Annotated in this window: 17 protein-coding genes, 1 rRNA gene and 1 pseudogene; 11 read left to right on the top strand and 8 right to left on the bottom strand. The window is 71.9% G+C overall.

The features are described 5' to 3' along the window. The first annotated feature begins 53 nt into the window (after window positions 1–53). Window positions 54–170 (top strand): 5S ribosomal RNA (gene rrf, locus JNO44_RS18555). A gap of 402 nt (window positions 171–572) precedes the next feature. Here the strand turns inward: rrf and JNO44_RS18550 are convergent. The 5 genes from JNO44_RS18550 to JNO44_RS18530 are packed head-to-tail and all read right to left on the bottom strand — an operon-like array spanning window position 573 to window position 6408. Beyond that, window positions 573–1883, bottom strand: a complete 1311-nt coding sequence (locus JNO44_RS18550) for a DUF58 domain-containing protein (protein ID WP_205365329.1) — start codon at window positions 1881–1883, stop codon at window positions 573–575. A gap of 9 nt (window positions 1884–1892) precedes the next feature. Then, window positions 1893–2858, bottom strand: coding sequence for an AAA family ATPase (locus tag JNO44_RS18545; RefSeq protein WP_039635909.1), 966 nt, complete (start codon window positions 2856–2858; stop codon window positions 1893–1895). Further along, the gene (locus tag JNO44_RS18540; RefSeq protein WP_205365328.1) at window positions 2839–4068 is read right to left on the bottom strand and encodes a DUF4350 domain-containing protein; all 1230 of its coding nucleotides are present in this window, start codon (window positions 4066–4068) and stop codon (window positions 2839–2841) included. Before JNO44_RS18540 ends, JNO44_RS18545 begins: the two co-directional genes overlap by 20 nt. After that, window positions 4065–4757, bottom strand: coding sequence for a DUF4129 domain-containing protein (locus tag JNO44_RS18535; RefSeq protein WP_205365327.1), 693 nt, complete (start codon window positions 4755–4757; stop codon window positions 4065–4067). The genes JNO44_RS18540 and JNO44_RS18535 overlap by 4 nt, the downstream gene beginning before the upstream one ends. A 4-nt stretch (window positions 4758–4761) precedes the next feature. Further along, window positions 4762–6408 (bottom strand): DUF7847 domain-containing protein, encoded by a 1647-nt coding sequence (locus JNO44_RS18530; protein ID WP_205365326.1) that lies wholly within the window; start codon window positions 6406–6408, stop codon window positions 4762–4764. A gap of 152 nt (window positions 6409–6560) precedes the next feature. Between JNO44_RS18530 and mtnA the strand changes: the two genes are divergently transcribed. The 7 genes from mtnA to JNO44_RS18495 all read left to right on the top strand — a co-directional run bounded on the left by mtnA (window position 6561) and on the right by JNO44_RS18495 (window position 15791). After that, a complete protein-coding gene (mtnA, locus tag JNO44_RS18525) occupies window positions 6561–7733 on the top strand; it encodes an S-methyl-5-thioribose-1-phosphate isomerase (protein ID WP_205365325.1) in 1173 nt (390 codons plus the stop codon). Further along, window positions 7730–8407 carry a two-component system response regulator MtrA gene (gene mtrA, locus JNO44_RS18520; protein ID WP_018542117.1) on the top strand — a complete coding sequence of 226 codons (678 nt, stop codon included), beginning with the start codon at window positions 7730–7732 and terminating at the stop codon, window positions 8405–8407. The genes mtnA and mtrA overlap by 4 nt, the downstream gene beginning before the upstream one ends. A gap of 1 nt (window position 8408) precedes the next feature. Continuing rightward, the gene (mtrB, locus tag JNO44_RS18515; protein WP_420882659.1) at window positions 8409–10562 is read left to right on the top strand and encodes an MtrAB system histidine kinase MtrB; all 2154 of its coding nucleotides are present in this window, start codon (window positions 8409–8411) and stop codon (window positions 10560–10562) included. Next, complete coding sequence (locus tag JNO44_RS18510; RefSeq protein WP_205365324.1) at window positions 10552–12447, top strand: LpqB family beta-propeller domain-containing protein; 1896 nt, start codon at window positions 10552–10554, stop codon at window positions 12445–12447. Before mtrB ends, JNO44_RS18510 begins: the two co-directional genes overlap by 11 nt. Before the next feature lie 392 nt (window positions 12448–12839). Beyond that, the gene (locus tag JNO44_RS18505; RefSeq protein WP_205365323.1) at window positions 12840–13541 is read left to right on the top strand and encodes a ComF family protein; all 702 of its coding nucleotides are present in this window, start codon (window positions 12840–12842) and stop codon (window positions 13539–13541) included. Between the two features lie 562 nt (window positions 13542–14103). Further along, window positions 14104–14799, top strand: a complete 696-nt coding sequence (gene hpf / locus JNO44_RS18500) for a ribosome hibernation-promoting factor, HPF/YfiA family (protein ID WP_039635918.1) — start codon at window positions 14104–14106, stop codon at window positions 14797–14799. Between the two features lie 233 nt (window positions 14800–15032). Beyond that, window positions 15033–15791: a response regulator gene (locus JNO44_RS18495; RefSeq protein WP_073442484.1), complete on the top strand. Its 759-nt coding sequence runs from the start codon at window positions 15033–15035 to the stop codon at window positions 15789–15791. 50 nt (window positions 15792–15841) lie between these two features. Here the strand turns inward: JNO44_RS18495 and JNO44_RS18490 are convergent. Together JNO44_RS18490 and JNO44_RS18485 are read right to left on the bottom strand one after the other, a co-directional pair. Further along, window positions 15842–16993, bottom strand: a pseudogene (locus JNO44_RS18490) (winged helix-turn-helix domain-containing protein); the annotation flags it as partial. A 298-nt stretch (window positions 16994–17291) separates the two neighbouring features. After that, the gene (locus JNO44_RS18485; RefSeq protein WP_205365322.1) at window positions 17292–17915 is read right to left on the bottom strand and encodes a GNAT family N-acetyltransferase; all 624 of its coding nucleotides are present in this window, start codon (window positions 17913–17915) and stop codon (window positions 17292–17294) included. A 366-nt stretch (window positions 17916–18281) separates the two neighbouring features. Here JNO44_RS18485 and secA point away from each other — a divergent pair, with 366 nt between their 5' ends. After that, window positions 18282–21122 carry a preprotein translocase subunit SecA gene (gene secA / locus JNO44_RS18480; RefSeq protein ID WP_205365321.1) on the top strand — a complete coding sequence of 947 codons (2841 nt, stop codon included), beginning with the start codon at window positions 18282–18284 and terminating at the stop codon, window positions 21120–21122. Window positions 21123–21231: 109 nt separating this feature from the next. Here the strand turns inward: secA and JNO44_RS18475 are convergent, their stop codons facing one another. Next, window positions 21232–22032 carry an Rv3235 family protein gene (locus JNO44_RS18475; RefSeq protein WP_205365320.1) on the bottom strand — a complete coding sequence of 267 codons (801 nt, stop codon included), beginning with the start codon at window positions 22030–22032 and terminating at the stop codon, window positions 21232–21234. Between the two features lie 279 nt (window positions 22033–22311). Between JNO44_RS18475 and JNO44_RS18470 the strand changes: the two genes are divergently transcribed. Together JNO44_RS18470 and JNO44_RS18465 are read left to right on the top strand one after the other, a co-directional pair. Continuing rightward, complete coding sequence (locus JNO44_RS18470; RefSeq protein ID WP_067350900.1) at window positions 22312–22818, top strand: DUF6912 family protein; 507 nt, start codon at window positions 22312–22314, stop codon at window positions 22816–22818. A 102-nt stretch (window positions 22819–22920) separates the two neighbouring features. Then, on the top strand, window positions 22921–23583 hold the full coding sequence (locus tag JNO44_RS18465; RefSeq protein ID WP_205370040.1) for an HAD family hydrolase: 663 nt from the start codon (window positions 22921–22923) through the stop codon (window positions 23581–23583). Window positions 23584–23638: the final 55 nt, after the last annotated feature.

Below are 23638 nucleotides of genomic sequence, written 5' to 3'. Positions count from 1 at the left end.
TGTTGGTTCTGAAGCCACGAACAGACCAACGGTTGTTCATAGTTTCATAGTGTTTCGGTGGTTATAGCGTTAGGGAAACGCCCGGTTACATTCCGAACCCGGAAGCTAAGCCTTTCAGCGCCGATGGTACTGCAGGGGGGACCCTGTGGGAGAGTAGGACGCCGCCGAACTAAATTTGAGATAGACCCCGTACCGGGATGGTGCGGGGTCTATCTGTTTTGGGCCCGTTCCCAAGTCAAAGCGAGAGCTGCTTTGACTTGGGAACGGGCCCTTTTTGTTTGGTATCGGGGCCGGTTGTCTCCATAGGCAAGGCGGAGGGGGCGGTGGAGATGGACGAGGGCGGACGTTGCTGGGGTGCTCTGGTGCTCTGGTGCGGTGGGGTCTTGGGCTGGTTCGGGGACGGTGGGTGCTTGTGCCGTTGGCTGTTGAGGGTGAGGAGAGGGTGTAGCGAAGCCGACGCCTTTGGGGTGTCGGCTTCGCTGGGCATGTGGGGTCTGTTTGCGGGGAGATGGAGACGGGGCCTGGCATGTTGGTGGGGGATGGTCTTGCTTCTGGGCAGGGCGGAGGGGAGCTTATAGGCGGCCGGCGGCCTTCAGGGAGAGGTAGGCGTCGGCGAGGTCGGGGGCCAGGTGGGTCGGGGTGGAGTCGATGACGGTGATGCCGTGGCGGCGGAGGCGGTCGGCGGTGTGGCGGCGGGCGGCGCGGGTCTGTTCCGCGGCGGCCGCTGCGTAGACGGCCTGCGGGGTGTGGCGGCCGGCGGCCATCTCTTCGATGCGGGGGTCCGCGACGGCCACGACGATCACTTCGTTGCGCTGGGTGAGGGTGGGGAGGACGGGCAGCAGGGCCTCCTCCATGGGGGCCGTGTCGAGGCCGGTGAAGAGCACGATCAACGAACGGCGTGGGGTGTGGCGGTGGATGGTCGCCGCCAGGCCGCGGGCATCCGCTTCGATGAGTTCGGGTTCGAGGGGGGCGAGGGCGTCGGTGAGTGCCGGGAGGAGATCGCGGGCGGTGCGGCCCTGTACGGAGGCGCGTACCCGGCGGTCGTAGGCGAGCAGGTCGACGTGGTCGCCGGCACGGGAGGCGAGAGCGGCGAGCAGCAGGGCGGCGTCCATGGAGGCGTCGAGGCGGGGGGTGTCGCCGATGCGGCCGGCTGAGGTGCGGCCGGTTTCCAGGACGAGCAGGATGCGGCGGTCGCGTTCGGGGCGCCAGGTGCGGACGGCGACGGTTTGACGGCGGGCGGTGGCGCGCCAGTCGATGGAGCGAGTGTCGTCGCCGGGGGTGTAGTCGCGGAGGCTGTCGAATTCGGTGCCCTCGCCGCGGGTCAGGATGCTGGTGCGGCCGTCGAGTTCGCGGAGCCGGGCGAGTTTGGCGGGAAGGTGCTTGCGGCTGGTGAAAGGGGGCAGGACGCGGAGGGTCCAGGGGATGTGGTGGCTCCCCTGGCGGGCGGCCAGGCCGAGGGGGCCGTAGGAGCGGACCGTGACGCGGACGGCGTGGTGGTCTCCGCGGCGGGTGGGATGGAGCGTGGTGGTCAGGCGGCGGCGTTCGCCGCCGGGGATGCGGAGAGTGTGTCGGGACGCGGGGATGTCGTCGCCGGGGCGGAACGAGCTCGGGGGCCAGGCGTCGCGGAGTTGGGCGCGCAGGGGGCGGCGGTCCGGGTTGGTGATGGTGAGGTGGATGTGGGCTTCGCCTGTTAGGCGAACGTTTGTATCACCGGTTCGGGTGAAATGGAGCTTTCGCACTGGCGCGGCGAGCGCGAGGTCGCACAAAATTGCTATCAGCAGGGCGAGTTGGACAGTCAGGATCCCGAGCCAGCTGGGGAGCACGAAGCCCACGACCAGGGCTCCGAGCGCCGAGAGGAGAGCAGTGCGTCCGGTGAGGGCCACGGTCTCGCCTCAGCGGGGGACGGGGAGATGAGCGAGCACGGCGTTGATGACGGAGTCGGCGGTGACTCCTTCCATCTCGGCCTCGGGGCGGAGGTGCACGCGGTGCCGGAGTGTGGGGAGCGCCAGGGCCTTGACGTCGTCGGGCGTGACGTAGTCGCGGCCGGTCAGCCAAGCCCAGGCGCGTGAGGTGGAGAGCAGGGCGGTGGCTCCCCGGGGGGAGACGCCGAGCGACAGCGAGGGGGATTCACGAGTGGCACGGCAGATATCGACGATGTAGCCGGTGACTTCGGGCGAGACAGTGGTCTTGGCGACCGCGTCGCGGGCGGCTTCGAGGTCGGCGGCGGAGGCGACGGGGCGGAGCCCTGCGGCGTTGAGGTCGCGTGGGCTGAAGCCGGACGCGTGCCGGGTGAGGATGTCGATCTCGTCCTGGCGGGCGGGCAGCGACACCGTGAGCTTGAGCAGGAAGCGGTCGAGCTGGGCCTCGGGGAGAGGGTAAGTGCCCTCGTACTCCATGGGGTTCTGCGTCGCGGCGACGAGGAACGGTTCGGGGAGCGGACGGGGCGTGCCGTCGACGGTCACCTGGCGTTCTTCCATCGCTTCGAGCAGGGACGCCTGGGTCTTGGGCGGCGTGCGGTTGATTTCGTCGGCGAGCAGGAGGTTGGTGAAGACGGGGCCGGGCTGGAAGGAGAACTCGGCGCTCCGGGTGTCGTAGACCAGCGAGCCGGTGACGTCGCTGGGCATCAGATCGGGGGTGAACTGGACGCGCTTGGTGTCGAGTTCAAGGGCTGTCGACAGGGCGCGTACGAGCAGGGTCTTGGCGACGCCGGGAACGCCTTCGAGGAGCACGTGACCGCGGCAGAGCAGCGCGACGACGAGACCGGTGACGGCGGGGTCCTGGCCTACCACGGCCTTGGCTATCTCGGTGCGCAGCTCCTCAAGTGAGGCTCGGGCGCTGTCAGCGGTCGGGGTGCTCACGGGGGGCGTGCCTCTCTTGGGAAACGATCGAGTTTTCAAGTGTGTCGAGTTGGTCGGCCAAGTGCACCAGGGCCTTGTCGTCGGCCGGGGCGGGGCCGAAGAGCAGGGCTTGCAGGTCGGGCGAGGCCAGGTCGGAGGTGCCCAGGTGGGTGCGGATGGCCGGAAGCAGGAGGTCGGGGGTGTGGGCGTGCGCGGGAGGCACGCCGATGAGGGGGGCGAGCCGGGTGCGGGTCGCGGAGCGCAGGACGGCTGAGGCGCGGTCGCGGGCGTGGGCCTGTTCGTAGAGGCGGGCGTGGCCCTCGGTGGTTTCGGCGGCAGGCACGGTGACCGGGAGCCGCTCGGGCACCAGGGGGCCGAGCCGGCGGGCACGCCAGAGGGCCGCACAGGCGGCGGCGAGGGCGAGTTGGAGCAGGGCCCAGCGCCAGCCGGAGGGGATGAGGTCGAGGAGGCCGGGCTGGGTGGCCGGTGCGGTGGACGTCGGATCGCTGATGGAGGGGAGGTACCAGACCAGATGCTTGTGCGCACCGAGGAGTTGGAGGGCCAGCGCGGCGTTGCCCTGCTCGGCGAGGTGGTGGTTGTAGAGGAGGTCGGCGGAGCCGAGGAGGACGGTGTCGCGGGCGGCGTCGGTGGCCGGGAGACGCAGCAGGGTGGGGGAGCCGCCGGCGTTGTAGCAGCGGTCGGCCGTGGTGGCGGACGTGGCGTAGCGGATGCCGCCCAGGAGAACGTCGCCCGCGTCGCGGGCGGCGGGGAGCGAACAGCCGGGCGGGCGCGGGGTGTTGCCGATTCGGGGGTCGGCCTGGACACCGGGCGCGAAGATCTGGAGGGGCGCGGTGCCGGGGGCGAGCAGGACGGTGCGGCCGGGGGTGTGGTGTGTCGCGGTGTGGAGGTCGGCGAGCTGACCGGAGGTCAGGACGTCGGGTGTGGTGACGAGGAGCGTGGAGTCCGGGCCGGCCGCGGCGGCGGCCTCCTCGGTGGTGGTCACGACATCGGTGGTGACGCCGCGGGAGGCGAGGAGCTGGGCGAGAGCACGGCTGCCGGTCCGGTCCGCGGAGCGGGGGTCGAGCCGGCCGTGCTGTTCGCCGGACTGCAGGGCGGCGAGGGTCAGCCCTCCGATGACGAGCAGCAGCAGCCCGAGCAGCACGCCCCGGGAGCGCGTCCACAGGCGGTGTGCGGTGCGGCCGGGAGCGGAGGTGGCGGTGGCCGTGGTCATCCGCGGCTCCTGGTCGGTGCGGTGGCCAGATGGGGCTTGGTGCGCTGCAGCTCGCTGTCGAGTTCGGCAAGGAGGGCGTATGCCCGTTGCGTGCCGGGGCGGCCGCCGTATGCGACGTCGTCGAAGGTGCGGGCCGCGGTGTGGAGTTGGTCGGCATGTGAGGGGAGGACCAGGCCGGCTTCGGTGGCGGCCTCGTCGGCGGTGCGGCCGGGACCGGGAGTGAGCAGGGCGCGCTCTTCGAGGGCGAGGACGATGGCACGCATGCGGTCCTGGATCGCCTCGTTCCAGCGCCCGTCGGCCGCGTGCCGGTCGGCGGTCGCGCGGTGCTCGGCAGCCGTCCGGGGGGTATCGGAGAAGAGGGCACCGGTTGTGGTCGGGGTGCGGCGTACCGCACCGAGCCGCAGCCGGAGGGCGATGACCAGCAGCAGGACGAACACGGCGATGGCGATGAGTCCGACCCAGCCGCCCGGAGTGGCGCCGGCGGCCGTGCTGAAGAGCTCGCCGAGGCGGTCCGAGAGCCAATTCAGGGCGCGTTGGAGCAGGTTCGGGTCGTGCTGGTGGTACCGGGGGTCGGACAGCTCGCGTTCCGCCGCCTCACGGGCGGGGACGCGAGAGATCCGGACCGGTATGTCGTCGTCGAGTCGCGCGGTCAGGTGTGCGAGCGCGGCGATCTTCCCCCCTGTGGTCACCGCATCAGCTTCCCGGAGCGTTGTCGGTCGTGCGTGGCCCGGGGATGTCGGGGGAGGCATCTGTGGGTGTGCCGGGGGCGTCGGGCGTCTCGGCGGTGGCCGGCTCGGCCTTCTCCGTCGCCGCGTTCTCCGCCTCGTCGGCCTGAGTCTTCGCCAGTTGAACCTTCGCCGGTTGACGGTCCGTTGGCTGAGTGCCTGTCGGGTCGGTCGGCGCGGCGGCCGACTGGGCGGAGGGGGCCTCAGCGGCGGGGCGGGCGGCGGGCGTTGCACCAGGCGCGGTCCCGGGCGCCGGGGTGCCGCCGGTTGCCGGGGGCGCGGCAGGGGCCTCGGGGCCGTAGCCGGGGAGGCCGGCGGCGCGGGCGAGTTCCAGGTCGAGTGCCTCGCGGCGGATGCGCTGGTCGACGTAGAGGAGCGAGGTGACCCCGGCGCTGATCGGGAAGGTGATCGCCGAGCTGATGATCGCGCCGATGCCCAGCGCGATCAGGAACGGCCAGCCGGTGGAGTTGCTGGTGCCGTCCGCCCAGTCCATGAGGCTCTCACCGCCTATCAGGAAGGCGACGAAGGTGGCCGGGATCTGGATGATGAACTGGATGATGGAGATCAACAGGTAGGCGAGGAGCTGGACGCCCAGCACCCGCCACCAGGAGCCGCGGACGAGCTTGGCGGAGCGGCGCATGGACGCGATGACGCCCTGCTTCTCCAGCATCAGTGCCGGGGAGGCGAGGCTGAAGCGGACCCACAGCCAGATGCTCACGACGCCGGCGGCGAACAGGCCGAGCAGCATGAGTCCGAGTCCGAGGCCGAGCGATCCGGAGCTGGTGATGATGATGCCCGGGGTCATCCCGGCCATGAAGACGGCGCTGATGATCAGGGGCAGCAGGACGAGCAGACCGAGCAGGCGCGGGAGCTGGCCGCGGGCGTCGCTCCAGGCACCCCCGGCGGTCACCGGGCGGCCCAGGACCGCCCGACTGATGACCATGGTCAGCATCCCGGTGGCGATGATCGTGCCGAGCAGCCCGATGAGGGCGCTGATGGCGGAGCCGGTGAGGGAGTTGCCCATCTCGCTCAGGACCTGCCGCAGCGGCGGCCGGGTGCCGTCGTCACGGACGGTGCCAAGACCGGAACTGGGGAACCACAGCCCGGTGACGACCGTGACGGCGGTCTGCGAGATGACCGCGACGATCAGCGAGATGCCGAGCACGGTGCGCCAGTGGGCGCGCATGGTGGCGACCGCGCCGTCGAGGATCTCGCCGACGCCGAGCGGACGCAGCGGGATCACGCCCGGCTTGGCGACGGGCGGCATCGCGCTCCAGCCGCCGCCCCAGCCGGGACCGCCGCCCCAGGCGCCCTGGCCGCCGGGGCCCGGCGGAGCGGTCCAGCCGGCCTGGGCCGATCCGGACGAGGCACGGGTGCGTTCCTCGGCGCCGTGGGTGCTCCGGCCGCCGGGTCCGCTCTGGCCGGGGATGCCGGCCGGGGTCGTCCACTGGCCGGGAGGCGGCTGGTTGCTGGACCAGTTCGGTGGGGTCGGCTGCTGGGCGGCGTCGGAACGGTCTTCCGGAACCGGCGGCTGGATGGGCTGCTCCGGGGTGCCGCGGCCCGGCTCGTCGGAGGGGGAAGATCCGGGCGAGGCCCAGCCCGGAGAGTTGTTCATCGTCGCTCCTTCTTGCTGCCCGTCCGCCGGGGCGGGCGGGGTCCGGGGTCCGCGGTGTCAGTCATCGTGTCATGGCCGGTGGCGCTCTGTACCCGGGCCCTTCGAGGAAGGGGACCTTCTATTCGGCCCGGGATCGGCGGCAGACTGAGGGAATGGCTGATCAATACGAGGTGTCGGAGACGGGCGCTGGGACGCTCGCGATCCCGTCGTTGCGCTGGGAGGAGTTCCCCGAGAGCCCGGCCGTGGTCCTGCTCGACCAGACGCGGCTGCCGGCGGAGGAGGTCGAGCTGGTCTGCACGGACGTTCCGGCTCTGGTGCAGGCGATCCAGACGCTGGCCGTGCGCGGGGCGCCGCTGCTGGGCATCGCGGGCGCGTACGGCGTTGCGTTGGCCGCGGTGCGCGGATTCGACGTCGAGGAGGCGGCGGAGGCACTGGCGTCCGCCCGGCCGACCGCGGTCAATCTCGGGTACGGCGTCCGGCGGGCGGTCACGGCGTACCGCCGGGCGGCGGCCGGAGGCGATGGTGCGGAGGCTGCGGGGGCGGCCGCGCTGGCCGAGGCGCGGGCCGTCCACGCGGAGGACGTCGAGGCGAGCGCGCGCATGGCGCAGCACGGGCTGGACCTGCTGGGCGAGCTGCTGCCGGGCGGCGGGCACCGGATTCTCACGCACTGCAACACGGGTGCCCTGGTCTCCGGTGGGGAGGGGACCGCCCTGGCCGTGGCGTTGGCGGCGCACCGGGCCGGCGAGCTGCGGCGGCTGTGGGTGGACGAGACGCGGCCGCTGCTGCAGGGGGCGCGGCTGACCGCCTACGAGGCGGCGCGTGCCGGGATGGCGTACACGGTGCTGGCCGATGGCGCCGCAGGCTCGCTGTTCGCGGCCGGTGAGGTGGACGCGGTGCTCATAGGTGCCGACCGGATCGCCGCCGACGGCGCGGTGGCCAACAAGATCGGCAGTTATCCGCTGGCGGTGCTCGCCCGCCACCACCACGTTCCGTTCGTAGTGGTGGCGCCGACCAGCACGGTGGATCTGGAGACGAAGGAGGGAGCCGCCATCGAGGTGGAGCAGCGGCCCGGCAAGGAAGTGACGGAGTTCTCCCTGCCGCACATCCAAGGCGGTGGGGTGGTGGGCGGCACCGGGATTCCGGTGGCGCCGCTGGGGGCACTGGCCTACAACCCGGCCTTCGACGTCACGCCCGCCGAGCTGGTCACGGCGATCGTGACGGAGGCCGGGGTGGTGTCGCCGGTGACCCGCGAGCGGCTGGCGGACGTGTGTTCCGTCTCACGATGGAGAAAGTCACGATCAGGTAATGGGATGATGGCCGAATGAAGGGACGCGTCCTGGTCGTCGACGACGACACCGCACTGGCAGAGATGCTCGGCATCGTGCTGCGCGGCGAGGGCTTTGAACCGTCGTTCGTGTCGGACGGCGACAAGGCGCTCGCTGCGTTCCGCGAGACCAAGCCCGACCTTGTGCTGCTCGACCTGATGCTGCCCGGACGGGACGGCATCGAGGTCTGCCGGCTGATCCGGGCCGAGTCGGGCGTGCCGATCGTCATGCTGACCGCCAAGAGCGACACGGTGGATGTGGTGGTCGGACTCGAATCGGGTGCGGACGACTACGTCGTCAAGCCGTTCAAGCCCAAGGAGCTGGTGGCCCGGATCCGGGCGCGGCTGCGCCGCTCGGAGGAGCCGGCGCCCGAGCAGCTGGCCATCGGGGACCTGGTCATCGACGTGGCGGGGCACTCCGTGAAGCGGGACGGTCAGTCGATCGCGCTGACGCCGCTGGAGTTCGATCTGCTGGTGGCGTTGGCGCGCAAGCCGTGGCAGGTGTTCACGCGCGAGGTGCTGCTGGAGCAGGTCTGGGGCTACCGGCACGCCGCGGACACCCGGCTCGTCAACGTCCATGTGCAGCGGCTGCGCTCCAAGGTCGAGCGGGACCCGGAGCGGCCGGAGATCGTGGTGACCGTACGCGGCGTCGGCTACAAGGCCGGGCCCAGCTGAGATGACCCGGGACGGTTCGACCCCGGAGGGACAGCGGGGGCGCACCGTCGACCCGGCAGGCGATATGTCCTTTTCTGATCGGTTGGCGGCGCGGTTGCTGCGCGGCGGGCAGTTGCTGCCCGACGGCGCGGTGAGCGGCCCCGTCCACCCGCTGCTACGGCTCTTCAGCCGGTGGGTGCGCCGGCCCCTGCTGCCCGCGCTGCGCCTGTGGCGGCGCAACATCCAGCTGCGGGTCGTCGCCACCACCCTGCTGATGTCGCTGGCCGTGGTGCTGCTGCTCGGCGTGGTGGTCGTCGGACAGGTCCGCAACGGCCTGCTCACCGCCAAGGCACAGGCCGCCCAGAGCCAGGCCGTCGGCGGCTTCGAGGTCGCCCGGAAGCTGGCTGACGGCGGCGACGACAACCACTCCGACGACAACAGCCGCACCGCCAGCCGCGGCACCCAGGACTCCGCGACCTGGCTGACCAGCCTGGTCGAGCAGCTCGCCAGCGGCGGCCAGGGCGTCTTCTCGGTCGTCGCGCTGAGCTCCGACTCCGACGAGCCGTTCGGCGACTCCACCCCCGGCACCCGGGGACCCCGCGCCTCCGGCGACGTCGACCCCGAGCGCAGCGTGCCCGTCGAACTGCGACGGAAGCTGGACAGCAAGTCCGGGACGTTCCGCCAGTACACCCAGATCAAACGCATCGGGTCCAACGACGGGGTGCCGGCGCTGATCATCGGCAAGCGCCTCAACGACGTCAACGGCAACCAGTACCAGCTCTACTACCTCTTCCCGTTCAGCCAGGAAGCGGAGTCCCTCAAGCTCGTCACCGGGACACTGGCGACCGCCGGCGTCTTCGTCGTCATCCTGCTCGGCGCGATTGCCTGGCTGGTCGTGCGGCAGGTCGTCACGCCCGTGCGGATGGCCGCCGGGATCTCCGAGCGGCTGGCCGCCGGCCTCCTCCAGGAGCGGATGAAGGTCACCGGCGAGGACGACATCGCCCGGCTCGGCGAGTCCTTCAACAAGATGGCGCAGAACCTCCAGCTCAAGATCCAGCAGCTGGAGGAGCTGTCCCGGATGCAGCGGCGGTTCGTCTCCGACGTCTCGCACGAGCTGCGCACCCCGCTGACGACCGTACGGATGGCCGCCGACGTCATCCACGAGGTCCGGGACGAGTTCGACCCGGCCACCGCGCGCTCCGCGGAGCTGCTGCGCGGCCAGCTCGACCGCTTCGAGTCGCTGCTCGCCGAACTGCTGGAGATCAGCCGGTTCGACGCGGGCGCGGCGGCCCTGGAAGCCGAACCGGTCGACCTGCGCGACGTGGTCAACCGCGTCATCGAGGGCGCCGAACCGCTCGCCGAACGCAAGGGCAGCCGCATCGTGGTGCGCGGCGCCGAGCACCCCGTCATGGCCGAGGCGGACCCCCGGCGGGTCGAGCGCATCCTGCGCAACCTCGTCGTCAACGCCGTCGAGCACGGCGAGGGCCGCAACGTCGTGGTGCGGCTCGCCTCCGCCGGCGGACGCAGCGACGGCGCGGTGGCCGTCGCGGTCCGGGACTACGGCGTCGGCCTCAAACCCGGGGAGGCGACCCGGGTCTTCAACCGCTTCTGGCGCGCGGACCCGGCCCGGGCCCGTACGACCGGCGGCACCGGACTCGGCCTGTCCATCGCCATCGAGGACGCCCGGCTGCACGGCGGCTGGCTGCAGGCGTGGGGCGAGCCGGGCGGCGGCTCCCAGTTCCGGCTGACGCTGCCCCGTACGGCCGGCGAGAAGCTGCGCGGCTCCCCGATCCCCCTGGAGCCGGAGGACTCCCGGCGCAACCGCGGCCTGGACGAGCAGGGGCGCCCCCGCCCCGCCGCCGGCCGCGGGGCGTCCACCATCCCCGCGCAGCCCCGCCCCGGCGCACAGCACGCCGCGGCCCGGCCCGCCGCGGCCCCGGCGGTGCTGCCTCCCGGCGGCAGTACCCGCGTGGTGCCGCAGCACACCCCCGCACGGAAGGGCGACGGCGCCCGCGACGACGGCACCGGCGAGGACGCCCGGCCGGACACGGTGACCAACGGCGACCCGGTCACGACCGACGGTCCGGGGGCACGCGGCGGTGCGGCCGCCACCGGCAGCACGCAGCAGGAGACCGGACGCGACGTGGAGCGGGAAGGCGGACGGCGTGGGCACTGAGCACGAGGACGAGCACACGGCGCGCACCCCTCGGTTCCGCGGGCGCGCGCTCCGGAGCACCGGGGCCGTGCGGAGGGGCCGGAAGGCCGTCCTGCTGGGCTGCGCGGGGACGCTGCTGGCCGGCTGCGCATCGATGCCGGACAGCGGCGACGTCACCGCGGTCGACCAGCCCCCGCGCGCCGACGGGGACTCCCAGGTGCGGGTCTACGGCGTGCCCCCGCAGGACGGCGCCCAGCCCACCAACATCGTGCGCAGCTTCCTCGACGCGACCACCAGTGACGAGGCGGACTTCCGCACGGCCCGGATGTATCTGGCCAAGTCGGCGAAGCAGACCTGGCGGCCGTTCCTGGTCACCAACGTGCTCCAGGAGCGGCCCAAGTCCGAGCCGGAGGCCCAGCCCGGCCGCGAGGACGCCGACGGTTACACCGTCACGCTCGCCGGCAGCCAGGTGGCCACGGTAGACGCCAACCACGCCTACACCCCCGAGGAGCGGCCGTACCGCGAGACGATCCACCTCATCAAGGAGGGGGACCAGTGGCGCATCGACCGGCTGCCCGACGGACTGGTGCTGGGGCAGTCCGACTTCCAGCGCATCTACCGCTCCGTCAACAAGTACTACTTCGCGTCCTACAAGTCCGAGTCGGACGACCCCAAGGCGGGCAAGAACGTGCTCGTCGCCGACCCGGTCTATCTGCGACAGCGGATAAAGCCGATCACGTCCAGTGTCGAGGCGCTGCTCGGCGGGCCCACCGACTGGTTGGACCGGGTGACGACGTCGGCGTTCCCGCCCGGCACCCGGCTCGCCGCCCGTGACCTGTCGCTCGACGACTCCAACGCCCTCCAGGTCAAGCTCAGCAAGCAGGCGGTCAACACCGACACCGCCCAGTGCAAGCGGATGGCGGCTCAGCTGTTCTTCACCGTCCAGGACATGACGCGCGCTTCGAAGATCAGCGAGGTGGAGCTCCAGGATCCGAACGGCAACTCGCTGTGCGCGCTGACCCAGGATCAGGCCCAGCGGGACTTCGCCGCACCGGGCCATTCCGGACGCCCCGGCCAGGAGTACTTCATCGACGCCGAGCACCGCGTCGTCACGATGTCGGACTCGGCCACCGAACCGATGCCGGTGCGCGGGCCGTTCGGCACCGGCAAGACCCCGCTGCGCTCGGTCGCCATCTCCCGCGGGGAGACCACCGCGGCCGGGGTGTCGGGCGACGGCCGGTATCTGTACGTGGCCGGCCTGGAGGGCGGCGGCGAACGCGGTGGGCCGCTGCTGACGAGTGCCGGCGCGGCGAAGAACGCCGACGAGGGGCTCACCGCACCGAGTTGGGACGGGCTGGGTGACCTGTGGATCGCCGACCGTGACGCGCACCGGTCGCGGTTGCTGCGGATGCGGGAGGGGAAGGGCGACCCGGAGGAGGTCACGGTGCCCGGCCTCGGCCAGCGGCGGATCAAGGCGATCAAGGTGGCCGCGGACGGCATCCGGATCGCGATCCTGGTGGAGGACAAGGGACGTACGACGCTCCAACTCGGCCGGGTCGAGCGGGACGGCACCTCCGCGCACCCGACGCTGTCGGTGCAGGAACTCCGGCCGATCGCGCCCCAGTTGGAGGACGTGGTGGCGGCGTCCTGGGCGGGCGGCAGCCGGTTGGTGGTCGTCGGCCGGGAGGCCGGCGGGGTGCAGCAGATGCAGTTCATGGAGACCGACGGCTCGGCGTCGGACGCGCAGACGCTGCCCGGCGTCAACGGCGTCAAGGCGGTGGCGGCCTCGGAGGACGAAACCCGCCCGCTGATCGCCGACGCCAGCGAGGGCATAGTGCGGCTGCCCCCGGACGCGAACTGGAAGACGGTGGCGAAGGACGGCACGGCGCCGGTCTATCCGGGGTGACGGCGCCGGGCATCGGTGAAGTGCCGTTGCCGTTGCTGTCGACGGGTGCCTTTGCCGGGTGCCCTTGCCGGGTGGTGGTCGGCGGCCGTGGACGGCGCTTCGAGGCATGGGGCGTTGGTCCGCTGTCCGCTGTCCGCTGTCCGCTGTCCGCTGTCCGCTGTCCGCTGTCCGCTGTCCGCTGTCCGCTGTCCGCTGGGCGTCGTCCGTGTTCGTTGACTGTCTGTGCTTTCTGACACGGCTGTCTGAATCTGCCGTCCGGGCTCGTCAGCTGGGCTGTCCGCGGCGTCCGGGTCCGCTCCGCTGTCTGTCATCCGTGAGGTGTGCGGGGCCCGCCTCGGCGGAGTTATCCACAGGGGTGGTGACGGTGCCGCCCCGGCCGCGACAGTGGAGTCATGCGGGGGGTGTGGCAGGAGCTGGCGGGCCTGGTGCTGCCGGTCGACTGTGCGGGGTGTGGCCGGCCGCGTACGGAGCTGTGCGGGGCGTGCCGGCGGGCGCTGTGGCGGGGCGGACGCGGTGCCGGGCGGGTGCGGCCCTGGCCGGTGCCGGCGGGGTTGCCGCGGGTCTGGGCCGGGGCGCCGTACGCCGACGAGGTGCGTGCGGTGTTGCTGGCCCACAAGGAGCGCGGCGCACTGCGGCTGGCCGCGCCGCTGGGGGCAGTGCTGGCGGGGGCGGTGCGGGGGGTAGGGGGAGGGGGCGGCCCCCTCCTCCTGGTGCCAGTGCCGTCCGCGCGGAAGGCGGTGGCCGGTCGTGGCCATGATCCGGTGCGCCGGATCGCGTTGGCGGCCTCCGCCGAGCTGCGGCGGGTGGGCGTCGGCGCGCGGGTGCTGGCGGTGTTGCGGCAGCGTCGCGCGATGATCGATCAGGCGGGGCTGGATGCCCGGCAGCGGTTGGCGAACGTCGAGGGTGCGCTGGAGGTGCCGGGGGCTGCCGGGAGGCTGCTGGCGGGGGTGCCAGTGGTGCTGGTGGACGATCTGGTGACGACGGGCGCCACGCTCGCCGAGGCGGCACGGGCGGTCAGGGCCGTCGGTGGGCGGGTGATGGGGGCCGCGGTGGTGGCCGCGCCCCGCAGTTCTTTCCTCTTCAACGGAAAGTGAGGGCCACCAGGCCACCGAGGCACCAGGCCGCCAGGCCACCGGGCCACCGAGCCACAGGACAGTGGGAAGGCAGAGGCGGGGCGGGGGCGTGCCCGACCCCGGCAGGGCCGGTCGCGGCCCCGGCCGTGTCACCTGATGGGAGTAGGGGCGGGTGTGTCAGGGGTGTGCCCGGCTGCTGTGGTTCCGGAGGGGTGTCGCGGCCGGGCGTCGGAACGCTCGGTGAGCGTCAGGGGTAAAGGGAACTGGCCGGGACGGGGCGTCGTTGCTGGTAGTGACCGCCGATTTTCACTCAAACGGAGCTGGTCGTGGCGAGGGGGTGCCGACACCCGTCCAGTAGAGCTATGTTCGGTTGTGAGGACTTGGCGGACGCTTTGCCTCGGATGTCGTGTTGCATGCTTTTCGGGGTTTTTCGGCGATCCTGAAAACGTGGGAATGGAGATCTCGTCCCTGGGGGAGGAGGAGGTGAAAGTCGCCAGTCCGAGGCTCCGGTACCCACCGGGGCCTGGTGCAAGAAGGAGCTGCTCCGCTTGCTGAGCGGGGCGATCCGGGAACGGAGTTCTGCGTGGACATCGTCGTCAAGGGCCGCAAGACAGAGGTGCCCGAGCGGTTCCGCAAGCACGTGGCCGAGAAGCTGAAGCTGGACAAAGTCCAGAAGCTCGATGGCAAGGCAATCAGCCTGGACGTCGAGGTGTCCAAGGAGCCCAACCCGCGGCAGGCCGACCGTTCCGACCGAGTGGAGATCACGCTCCGCTCCCGTGGCCCGGTGGTCCGGGCCGAGGCGGCCGCAGCCGACCCGTACGCCGCGCTGGATCTGGCAACAGCCAAGCTGGAGGCGCGCCTGCGGAAACAGAACGACAAGCGCCACTCGCGTCGCGGCAACGGACGCATCCCGGCGAGCGAAGTCGCGATCACCGTCCCCGACGCGGCACGGCTGAACGGCCACGGCCTGACGGCCGCCGAGGAAGCCGCGGAGCGGGAGAAGGTGCCGACCACCCGGATGGGGTCGCTGGAGATCCAGGGCGAAGGGCCCGTGGTCGTCCGCGAGAAGACCCATTCGGCGGCGCCGATGGCGCTCGACCAGGCGCTCTACGAGATGGAGTTGGTCGGACACGACTTCTATCTCTTCGTCGACGCCGAGACCAAGCAGCCGAGTGTCGTTTATCGGCGGCACGCTTACGACTACGGCGTCATCCACTTGAATTCCGACGCGTTCGGAGAGGAATCGCCCGGCGGCGCAGGCGGCGCGCTGGGTGGCTGACCCCCATCTGTTCGGTGCCCCCGGCGCACGCCCGGGGGCACCATCGTGCCTGCGGAGGGCTGGAGTTGAAGCCGTATAGTGTTTGTGCCAGCCGGGGAGTATGTGGGCACGAAACGGCGACATGCCGGGGAGACGGTCGTATGGCATTGATCGGGCCGGCCGCAAAGGGCTGTTGTCAACCAGCCTTATATCCAAGCTCTGGCCCTCGGCCGAGTAGTTGACGGGGAGGAACCATGGGGGAGAGTTTCGGGCCCGCGCGGAATGATGCGGACGGCGACGCGTGCGGTGTGGGGGCCGGCGACGGGGACGGGGCCGCGCGGGTGCCGCGCAAGGAACCGATCCGCGTCCTCGTCGTGGATGATCATGCGCTGTTCCGTCGCGGCCTGGAGATCGTGCTGGCGCAGGAGGAGGACATCCAGGTCGTCGGTGAGGCGGGCGACGGCGCGGAGGCGGTCGACAAGGCCGCCGACCTGCTGCCCGACATCGTGCTGATGGACGTGCGGATGCCCCGGCGCGGTGGGATCGAGGCGTGCACCTCCATCAAGGAGGTGGCGCCCAGCGCGAAGATCATCATGCTGACGATCAGCGACGAAGAGGCCGATCTCTACGACGCGATCAAGGCGGGCGCCACCGGGTACCTCCTCAAGGAGATCTCCACCGACGAGGTGGCCACCGCGATCCGGGCGGTCGCCGACGGCCAGTCGCAGATCAGCCCGTCGATGGCGTCCAAGCTCCTGACGGAGTTCAAATCGATGATCCAGCGCACCGACGAACGTCGTCTGGTGCCGGCGCCCCGGCTCACCGACCGCGAGCTGGAGGTCCTCAAACTCGTCGCCACCGGCATGAACAACCGGGATATCGCCAAGGAGTTGTTCATCTCCGAGAACACCGTCAAGAACCACGTGCGCAACATCCTGGAGAAGCTCCAGCTGCATTCCCGGATGGAAGCCGTGGTCTATGCGATGCGGGAGAAGATCCTCGAAATCCGGTGACGTCGGGGGCGGGCAGCCCCCGGGGTGCCGCCGGTGCCGGGCCGGGTGGGTCAGTCCGTGGTGCCCTCGCCGGCGCGGGTGTCGTCCTCGTCGGTTCGGGTGAGTTCGGTGCGCAGGGCGGCGGCCAGCTGTGCGTCGTCGCAGCGCTCGATGCGGACGGTGTCGCAGTCCACCCATGTTGCGGCCTCGCGGAGGGCCTGGGCCATGGGGCGGACGGCCTTGGGGCCCTGGAGCGAGAGCTGGCGGGCGACCAGGGTGCGGCCCTCGCGGGCCGGGTCGACGCGGCCCACCAGTTTGCCGCCGGCCAGCAGCGGCATCGCGAAATAGCCGTGTATTCGCTTGGGCCTGGGGACGTACGCCTCCAGGCGGTGGGTGAAGTCGAAGATCCGTTCCGTGCGGGGGCGGTCCCAGATGAGGGAGTCGAACGGGGAGAGCAGGGTCGTGCGGTGCCGGCCGCGGGGCGCTGCGGCGAGCGCTTCGGGGTCCGCCCAGGCGGGCTTGGCCCAGCCCTCGACGGTCACCGGCACCAGCCCGGTGCCCTCGATGACGGAGTCCACCTGCTCGCCCTTGAGGCGGTGGTAGTCGGCGAGGTCCGCTCGGGTGGCCACGCCCATCGCGGCGCCGGCCTGGGCGACCAGGCGCCGGATGCACTCCGCGTCGTCGAGGTCGTCGTGCAGCAGCGGCTCGGGGACGGCGCGCTCGGCGAGGTCGTAGATCCGCTTCCAGCCGCGGCGCTCCGTGCAGACCACGTCGCCGGTGTCCAGTAGCCACTCCACGGCGATCTTGGTCTCGGACCAGTCCCACCACTCGCCGCCGTTCCGACCGCCGCCCAGCTGGGAGGTGGTGAGCGGGCCGTCGGCCTTGAGGCGGTCCAGGACGGCGGCGCAGGAGCGCGCGGAGTCCTTCATGACGTGCCAGCGGTGGCCCTTGGCCCGCCGGGCGCGGCGGCGGAAGGCGAAGTGCGGCCACTCCTCGATGGGCAGGATGCAGGCCGCGTGCGACCAGTACTCGAAGCTGTGCGGCCGGGCCGGGGGCTCGCCCTCGGGGCTCGACGACCAGTACGCGGACTCGACGGCGGAGCGGCCGACCGCGCCGAGGCGGGCGTAGGGGACCAGCTCGTGGGAGCGGGCGAGCACGGAGATCGTGTCGAGCTGGACCGCGCCGAGGCGACGCAGCATCCCGCGGACGCCCTCCCGCCGCCCACCACCACCCTGAGTGGAAGCGCTTCGCGCTGCTGTGACATCCCGCCGCCCACCACCACCCTGAGTGGAAGCGCTTCGCGCTGCTGTGACATCCCGCCGCCCACCACCACCCTGAGTGGAAGCGCTTCGCGCCGGGGCGCCGAGCAGGCCCTGGGCCCGCAGTGCCATCCGCCGGGCGTCGTCCGCGGACAGGGTGGTGACGGGGCGCGGGGCGGGCTGTCGCTGCGTGGCTGCGGTCATGTCGCACAGCGTAGGGGCGGCCACTGACAACGCTCCGGACTTCGGGTGTTTGTGCAGGTCAGCGTGGGTGCGGGAGGTAGGGCGTGGGGTCCTGGGCCGGGGCGGTGGCGCAGCCGGCGGGGGCGGGCTCGCGGGGCAGGTCGGACGGGAGCAGGGAGCCGATCCACAGGTCCCGGCGGATGTCGCCGTGCACCAGTTTGGCGCGCAGGGTGCCCTCCCGCCGGAAGCCGACCTTGCGGGCGACGGCCCAGGAGCCCTCGTTGCCGGCCTCGGCGAGCCACTCCATGCGCTCCACGCCCAGTTCGCGGAAGGCCCAGCGCACCACCGCGCCGGCCGCTTCCGCGGTGTATCCCTTGCCGCGGTGTTCCTTCGCGGTCCAGTAGCCGAGCTCCGCCTGCCGCTCCACGGTGCGCAGCCGGTCGAGTCGGACCAGGCCCATGGAGCCGACGAGGGTTCCCCCGTCCCGGGTGGCCACGGCGAAGGTGTAGGCGGTGTCGTTCCGCCAGCCCTCGGGGACGGCCGTGCCGACGAACCGTTCCGCGTCGTCGAGGCCGTACGGCGTGGGGACGGCGGTCCAGCGGGGAATGGCGGGGTCCTGACAAGCGGTGTGGACGGCGGGCACGTCGGAGGGCTCGAAGGGGCGCAGCAGCAGGCGGTCGGTGGTGAGGGTGACGGGTTTCATGCGGTGAGTCTGCGGCGCCGCGCGGTGGGCCGCGAGCCGTTTTCGCCGGGGTGCCGGGAGCGGCGGCGCACGGGCCGCGGGGCCGTTGCCGGGGCTGGTTTCCCGGAACTTCGCCCGAAGGTTCAGGGGAATGTGTGAGGGATCTTTCGGAACCGTTCGAGCAGTACGGCGGAAAGTTTTCCGGCACCTTCTCGCGGGCTCGTGCGTTGACGAGGCGAGGGGTCTGCGGGCTCGACTGCGGCGGACCTCCCGGCCGGACAGCGTCCTCCTTTACGATGGCCGTTGCGGCGGGGCCTGCCCCCTTGGAAACATGCCGCGCCCGCGCACTCGACCGTGCAGGCCCGACCGGCAAGGAGACCAGCCCAAGTGTCCGTCTTGACGAAGATCATGCGTGCAGGCGAAGGAAAGATCCTGCGCAAGCTGCACCGCATCGCGGGCCAGGTGAACTCCGTCGAAGAGGACTTCGCGGCCCTCTCCGACGCCGAGCTGCGGGCGCTCACCGACGAGTACAAGCAGCGCTACGCCGACGGCGAGAGCCTCGACGACCTGCTGCCCGAGGCGTTCGCCACTGTGCGCGAGGCCGCCAAGCGGGTGCTCGGCCAGCGCCACTACGACGTCCAGCTGATGGGCGGTGCGGCCCTGCACCTCGGCTATGTCGCGGAGATGAAGACCGGTGAGGGCAAGACCCTGGTCGGTACCCTCCCGGCGTATCTGAACGCGCTGTCCGGCAAGGGCGTCCACCTGATCACGGTCAACGACTACCTCGCCGAGCGCGACTCCGAGATGATGGGCCGGGTCCACAAGTTCCTGGGCCTGACCGTCGGCTGCATCCTGGCCGACATGACGCCGGCTCAGCGCCGCGAGCAGTACGGCTGTGACATCACCTACGGCACCAACAACGAGTTCGGCTTCGACTACCTGCGCGACAACATGGCGTGGTCGAAGGACGAACTGGTCCAGCGCGGCCACAACTTCGCGATCGTCGACGAGGTCGACTCGATCCTGGTGGACGAGGCCCGTACGCCGCTGATCATCTCCGGTCCGGCGGACTCGGCCACCAAGTGGTACGGCGACTTCGCCAAGTTGGTGCAGCGCCTCAAGCGGGGCGAGCCGGCCAACCCGCAGCGCGGTGTCGAGGAGACCGGCGACTACGACGTCGACGAGAAGAAGCGCACCGTCGGCATCCACGAGTCCGGTGTCGGCAAGGTCGAGGACTGGCTGGGCATCGACAACCTCTACGAGTCGGTCAACACGCCGCTGGTCGGGTACCTCAACAACGCGATCAAGGCCAAGGAGCTGTTCAAGCTCGACAAGGACTACGTCGTCATCGACGGCGAGGTCATGATCGTCGACGAGCACACCGGCCGTATCCTCGCCGGCCGCCGCTACAACGAGGGCATGCACCAGGCCATCGAGGCGAAGGAGGGCGTGGAGATCAAGGACGAGAACCAGACGCTCGCCACGATCACCCTGCAGAACTTCTTCCGCCTCTACGACAAGCTCTCCGGCATGACCGGTACGGCCATGACCGAGGCCGCCGAGTTCCACCAGATCTACAAGCTCGGCGTGGTCCCGATCCCGACCAACCGGCCGATGGTCCGCAAGGACCAGGCGGACCTGATCTACCGCACCGAGCCCGCGAAGTTCGACGCGGTCGTCGAGGACATCGCCGAGAAGCACGAGAAGGGCCAGCCGATCCTGGTCGGCACCACCTCGGTCGAGAAGTCCGAGTACCTCTCGCAGCAGCTCCGCAAGCGCGGCATCGTGCACGAGGTGCTCAACGCCAAGCAGCACGAGCGGGAGGCGTCGATCGTCGCCCAGGCCGGCCGCAAGGGCGCGGTGACGGTCGCCACCAACATGGCCGGCCGTGGTACGGACATCAAGCTCGGCGGCAACCCCGACGACCTCGCCGAGACCGAGCTGCGCCGGATGGGGCTGGACCCGGTCGACCACGTCGAGGAGTGGGCGGCCGCGCTGCCCGCCGCGCTGGAGCGCGCCGAGGCGGCCGTGAAGGCGGAGTTCGAGGAGGTCAAGGAGCTCGGCGGGCTCTACGTCCTGGGCACCGAGCGGCACGAGTCGCGGCGCATCGACAACCAGCTGCGCGGTCGTTCCGGCCGTCAGGGCGACCCGGGCGAGTCGCGGTTCTACCTCTCCCTGGGCGACGACCTGATGCGGCTGTTCAAGGCGCAGATGGTCGAGCGGGTCATGGCGATGGCCAATGTGCCCGACGACGTGCCGATCGAGAACAAGATGGTGACGCGGGCGATCGCCTCCGCCCAGTCGCAGGTCGAGCAGCAGAACTTCGAGACCCGCAAGAACGTCCTGAAGTACGACGAGGTCCTCAACCGCCAGCGCGAGGTCATCTACGGTGAGCGGCGTCGCGTCCTGGAGGGCGAGGACCTCCAGGAGCAGATCAAGCACTTCATGGACGGCACGATCGACGCCTACATCCAGGCGGAGACCGTCGAGGGCTTCGCCGAGGAGTGGGACCTGGACCGCCTGTGGGGCGCGTTCAAGCAGCTCTACCCGGTCAAGGCGACCATCGACGAGCTGGAGGAGGAGGTCGGCGACCGCGCGGGCCTGACCGCCGAGTTCATCGCCGACGCCATCAAGGACGACATCCACGAGCAGTACGCCGCCCGCGAGGAGCAGCTGGGCTCGGAGATCATGCGGGAGCTGGAGCGCCGCGTGGTGCTGTCCGTCCTGGACCGCAAGTGGCGCGAGCACCTCTACGAGATGGACTACCTCCAGGAGGGCATCGGTCTGCGGGCGATGGCCCAGAAGGACCCGCTGGTGGAGTACCAGCGCGAGGGCTTCGACATGTTCACCGCGATGATGGACGGCATCAAGGAGGAGTCCGTCGGCTATCTGTTCAACCTGGAGGTCCAGGTGGAGCAGCAGGTCGAGGAGGTCCCGGTGGAGCAGGCCGCGGACGCCGCCCAGGTGGAGCAGGGTGGTGGGGAGGCCGTTCCGGCGGCGGCCGGCGCGGGGCGTCCGGAGATCCACGCCAAGGGCCTGGAGGCGCCGCAGCGGCCCGACCGGCTGCACTTCACCGCGCCGAAGGTCGACGGTGACGGCAGCGTCATCGAGGGCGACTTCGTCAGCGACGTGGACGGCGACGGCCCGGCCCGTTCGGAGGCCGACGGGCTGACCCGCGCCGAGCGGCGCAAGGCGCAGAAGAGCGCCGGGCGGCGCCGCAAGAAGTGAGCCGCATGACGTGAGCGGTCCGCCGCGCGGCGGAGACGACAGCGCAGGGCGCCCTGGCCATGGCCGGCCGGGGCGCCCTGCGCTGTCGTCCGGGCCCGCTGCGCGCTCTTCAGGGTCGGCCCGGGGCCGGTCCGCCGGGCGGGCCCTGGGGGAGCGGTCCGACGTCGAGGGCGGCGCAGCGCCAGCGGGTGTCGGTGCCCCGTTCCAGGCGGAACGCCAGGGCGCGCAGGCGGACGCCGGTGGTGATGCGCGCGAACGCCTCGATGACGCCGTCGCGGGGGCGGCACAGGCCGCATTCGTGCAGGGCCGGGACGGGGGCGCGCAGGCCCGGGGCGACGTAGGGGCGCAGCGGCGACAGCGGGGCGAGCTCGGCGAGCCGGTCGTAGGCGGTGGGCAGGGCGTGCCCGAGGAGGACGTGGACGGGGCGTTGGCCGCTCAGGGTGAGCAGGAGCTGGTGGGCGAACCAGAGGTGGGGGCGGCTCTCCTGGGCGCGGCGCCGGGCGCCGGGGCTGGGGAGCGGGGTGTCCGGGTGGGTGGTGGGGCGGCGCTGCACGGTGGTGCGGGTGAGGTGTGGGGTGTGGGTGGGGCCGCGGTTGCCGGACGAGCCGGGGCCGCGTCCTGCGGGGCCCGTGGGGCGGCGGGTGCCGCGGTGGGCCGGGGGCGCGGTACGCCGCGGGGCGGCCGGCGTCGGTGCCGGCTCGGCGCGGGTGTCGGCGCCGTGGGGCGTGCGGTCGGTGGGGGAGCTGCGGGGGCGGGGGACGGTCGGGGCGGGTGCCGGGGCGTCGGCGGCGGGCGCGTCCGGTGCGGTGCGGCCGGGGCGCGGGCGCTGCGGTGGCGGGGTGGCCCAGGCCGGGCGGGCGCCCGTCGTGGCGCCGGTCGCGGCGGTGTTGTCGCTGGTCGTGTCGGTCATCGCAGTGCCCCCTCGGCCGGGCCCGGCGTGCTTACCGGGCGGTAGCTTGTGGTCCGGGATCTTGTCGGTGGGGCGCCGGCGGCGGCAAGGCGTCCGGCCGGCCCGGGCGGGGCGGACGAATTTCACCCGTCCGTGGTGCGGGCCCGGGATCACGGGGCGGGGCAGGGCCGGCGGACGCCCCGGAGGCCGGCGGGCCGGGCGGCGCAGCGGCGGCACGAAGGGGGACGCACGGCCGTATGCTGGCTGGGCATTGTTCTGGATCTAGCGAGAGCGGCTGTTATGCGTGTCTACGTCCCCCTGACGCTTTCCGGGCTCGCTGAGGCACACAAGGGCGGCGAGCTGGGGGCCGGCCCGCTGCTCGCGTACGCCGTCACGCCCGCGCTGCGGGAGTGGTACGTCTCGGACGACATCGAGGAGCTGGAGTACGCGGCGCTCAACCGCGCGGCGCAGGCGTCGCTGCGGCTGCTGGCCGGGCACCCGGAGGTGCCCCGGCGGCGGGTCGTGGTGGCGGTGGACGTGCCGGACCGCGGCGCGGCCGTGGACCCGGACCGCGGGCTGGACCCGTCGTCGCTGGGCGAGGTGCGGATCACCGGGCCGGTGCCGCTGTCGAAGGCGGCGGCGGTGCATGTGGACTCCGCGGACGCGGAGGAGGACGTGGCGGCGGCCGCGGCGGCGCTGGGCGCGGCCGATCTCGGCGACGACGACGCCCAGTTCACGGTGGACGGCGCCGAGGACCACGACCTGATGTGGTTCGGGGTGCAGGAGATTCCGCAGCTGCTGGGGTGACCCCGGCGCGGTGGCCCGGCCACCGGCTCGGAGCCGTTGTCAGTGGCGGCGGGTACGGTTTTCCCCATGGCAACCGCACGGGGGAAGGACCGGGGGGACGACATGATGAAGCCCGTCGCACACATCGTGTGGGACTGGAACGGCACCCTGTTCCACGACACCGACGCCGTGATCGCGGCGACCAACTCCGCCTTCGCGGAGATCGGCCTGGAGCCGATCACGCTGGAGCAGTACCGCGAGCTGTACTGCGTGCCGGTGCCGCGGTTCTACGAGCGGCTGATGGGGCGGCTGCCGACCGAGGCCGAGTGGCTGCTGATGGACGCGACCTTCCACCGGTACTACACCGAGCACCGGGCGGGCTGCGGCCTCGCCGACGGCGCGGACGGGCTGCTGGCGACGTGGCAGGCGGCCGGGCGGAGCCAGTCGATCCTCAGCATGTTCGGCCACGACGAGCTGATACCCCTGGTGCGCGGCCTCGGCATAGCCTCGCGCTTCGTGCGGGTCGAGGGCCGCACGGGCCCGTCCGGGGGCTCGAAGAGCGCACACATGGTGCGTCATCTGGCGGCCCTGGAGCGCGTCGACCCGGGGCGTACGGTGGTGATCGGGGACGCCGTCGACGACGCGGTGGCCGCCCGCGACGCGGGAGCCCACGCCGTGCTGTACACCGGCGGTTCGCACAGTCGGAGCAGTCTGACGGCCGCCGGGGTGCCGGTGGTGGACAGCCTCACCGAGGCCGTGCAGATCGCGGAGGACCTCGCCGCCTAGGCGACGGGGACCGGCGCCCGAGCCGCCACGCATACGCCACCCCGGCGCCCCATTG

Source organism: Streptomyces noursei, from assembly GCF_016917755.1.
In the GTDB taxonomy this organism is placed as follows: domain Bacteria; phylum Actinomycetota; class Actinomycetes; order Streptomycetales; family Streptomycetaceae; genus Streptomyces; species Streptomyces yunnanensis.
Note: the sequence above shows the minus strand (reverse complement) of the source record. Positions and strands in the feature narration are given on the sequence as shown.

Excerpts from the sequence above, each read along its gene's own strand:
- JNO44_RS18540 (WP_205365328.1), bottom strand. The coding sequence starts at position 4,068 with ATGACCACGGCCACCGCCACCTCCGCTCCCGGCCGCACCGCACACCGC.
- JNO44_RS18530 (WP_205365326.1), bottom strand. The coding sequence starts at position 6,408 with ATGAACAACTCTCCGGGCTGGGCCTCGCCCGGATCTTCCCCCTCCGAC.
- mtnA (WP_205365325.1), top strand. The coding sequence starts at position 6,561 with ATGGCTGATCAATACGAGGTGTCGGAGACGGGCGCTGGGACGCTCGCG.
- mtrA (WP_018542117.1), top strand. The coding sequence starts at position 7,730 with ATGAAGGGACGCGTCCTGGTCGTCGACGACGACACCGCACTGGCAGAG.
- mtrB (WP_420882659.1), top strand. The coding sequence starts at position 8,409 with ATGACCCGGGACGGTTCGACCCCGGAGGGACAGCGGGGGCGCACCGTC.
- JNO44_RS18505 (WP_205365323.1), top strand. The coding sequence starts at position 12,840 with ATGCGGGGGGTGTGGCAGGAGCTGGCGGGCCTGGTGCTGCCGGTCGAC.
- JNO44_RS18495 (WP_073442484.1), top strand. The coding sequence starts at position 15,033 with ATGGGGGAGAGTTTCGGGCCCGCGCGGAATGATGCGGACGGCGACGCG.
- JNO44_RS18485 (WP_205365322.1), bottom strand. The coding sequence starts at position 17,915 with ATGAAACCCGTCACCCTCACCACCGACCGCCTGCTGCTGCGCCCCTTC.
- JNO44_RS18475 (WP_205365320.1), bottom strand. The coding sequence starts at position 22,032 with ATGACCGACACGACCAGCGACAACACCGCCGCGACCGGCGCCACGACG.
- JNO44_RS18470 (WP_067350900.1), top strand. The coding sequence starts at position 22,312 with ATGCGTGTCTACGTCCCCCTGACGCTTTCCGGGCTCGCTGAGGCACAC.
- JNO44_RS18465 (WP_205370040.1), top strand. The coding sequence starts at position 22,921 with ATGATGAAGCCCGTCGCACACATCGTGTGGGACTGGAACGGCACCCTG.